This window comes from Dietzia sp. B44 (genome assembly GCF_014145245.1).
Lineage (GTDB): Bacteria > Actinomycetota > Actinomycetes > Mycobacteriales > Mycobacteriaceae > Dietzia > Dietzia natronolimnaea.
In genome coordinates this window covers 1-1,438 of sequence record NZ_JAALEF010000323.1, presented here as the reverse complement: position 1 = coordinate 1,438, position 1,438 = coordinate 1, and the positions used below count along the sequence as shown (strand labels likewise).

General features: G+C 70.9%; 2 protein-coding genes. One reads left to right on the top strand and one right to left on the bottom strand.

Annotation, left to right across the window (positions count from 1 at the left end):
- Window positions 1–6 precede the first annotated feature (6 nt).
- A complete protein-coding gene (locus G6017_RS11140) occupies window positions 7–504 on the bottom strand; it encodes a CarD family transcriptional regulator (RefSeq protein WP_179524504.1) in 498 nt (165 codons plus the stop codon).
- A gap of 197 nt (window positions 505–701) precedes the next feature.
- On the opposite strand from G6017_RS11140, the gene G6017_RS11135 reads away from it, so the two are divergent.
- Window positions 702–1,265, top strand: a complete 564-nt coding sequence (locus tag G6017_RS11135) for a hypothetical protein (RefSeq protein ID WP_182611174.1) — start codon at window positions 702–704, stop codon at window positions 1,263–1,265.
- Window positions 1,266–1,438: the final 173 nt, after the last annotated feature.

The following is a 1,438-nucleotide window of genomic DNA, read 5'->3' as shown; positions in this document are numbered from 1 at the left end:
GTCGCGTCAGGCCGGCGCGGCCGCGGCGGCCAGGACCTGCTCGAGGAGCTCGTCCGCACGGTGCTCGTCCGCACGGTCGGCCAGCGCGAGTTCGCCGACCAGCACCTGCCGCGCCTTGGCGAGCATGCGCTTCTCGCCGGCGGACAGTCCCCGGTCCAGGTCGCGGCGCCACAGATCGCGGACGACCTCGGCGACCTTGTTCACGTCCCCCGAGGCCAGCTTCTCGCCGTTCGCCTTGTAGCGGCGCGACCAGTTGGTCGGCTCCTCGGCGTGCTCGGTACGCAGGACATCGAAGACCTTGTCGAGCCCCGCCTCGTCGACCACGTCGCGCACGCCCACGTACTCGGCGTTCTCGGCCGGAACCCGGACCGTGAGATCGCCCTGCGAAACCTTGAGGACGAGGTATTCCTTCTCGGTGCCCTTGACCGTCCGCATCTCGATCGCCTGGATACTTGCGGCGCCGTGATGCGGGTAGACGACAGTGTCGCCGACCTTGAACTCCATGAGTGGCTTTCCCCTTTCGACTGAGCCATCTTAGCACGCCCTCAGCGCTGGGGTTATCCGTTTATGCAGGTCAGCAACCCGAACGGCCCGACCGGCGCATCCGGGGGGTGCGAGGGGCGCACTCTGGCGCCGGTCACGACCGACTGTGGACTACGATGAGACCGGCCTGAGAACGACCATCTCCCGAGGAGCCTGACGTGACTTCACCGAACACCGGCCTGCGCCGCACCGCGCTCGTAGTCCTGGCCGTGGGTACCGCCGTCGGCATGTCCGCGTGTGGCGCCGGCCAGATCTCGCAGACGGCCGGTCAGGTCGCCGCGGTGGACGGTGGGCAGGGTTCCGCGGGCGAGCTGTACGTCAACGACCTCGTGGTGGTCCTCCCCGAGACGGGAGAGGCGCGTCTCGGGTTCGTCGCCTCCTTCACCGGGACCGGCCTGGGCGAGTCGATCTCCCTCGACCGTCTCGAGATCGACGGGATCGAGGCGCAGATCGGCGAGTCGCAGCCCCTCGAGCGCGGGTGCTCGCTGGTCGTCTCGGCGGCGGAGGACGCCGAGCCCGTCCCCGCCGGGGACTCCCTCTGCGTCGAGCGGACCACCGCCACGCTCCCCGGTGCGGACGACCTCCAGATCGGCACCTCGGTGCCGGCCACCGTCTCCTTCTCCAACGGCGACCAGATCGAGATGGCGGCGGCCGTCATCGCCGAGGTCCCGGCCAGCGACGAGTACACCCGTCCGGTCGAGACCCACTCCGAGGGGCACTGAGACGTCCGCCCTGTCCGCCCGCGCGGCCGACGGCTCCCCCGCCGACGCGGCCGTGCGCGCCGTTCTCCGGCGTCTGGCCCCGGGCACGCCGCTCCGTGATGCGCTGGACCGGATCCGACGGTCCGGAACCGGCGGTCTCGTCGTGCTGGGCGACGACCCCGCCGTCCGGGAGA

Excerpts from the sequence above, each read along its gene's own strand:
- G6017_RS11140 (WP_179524504.1), bottom strand. The coding sequence starts at position 504 with ATGGAGTTCAAGGTCGGCGACACTGTCGTCTACCCGCATCACGGCGCC.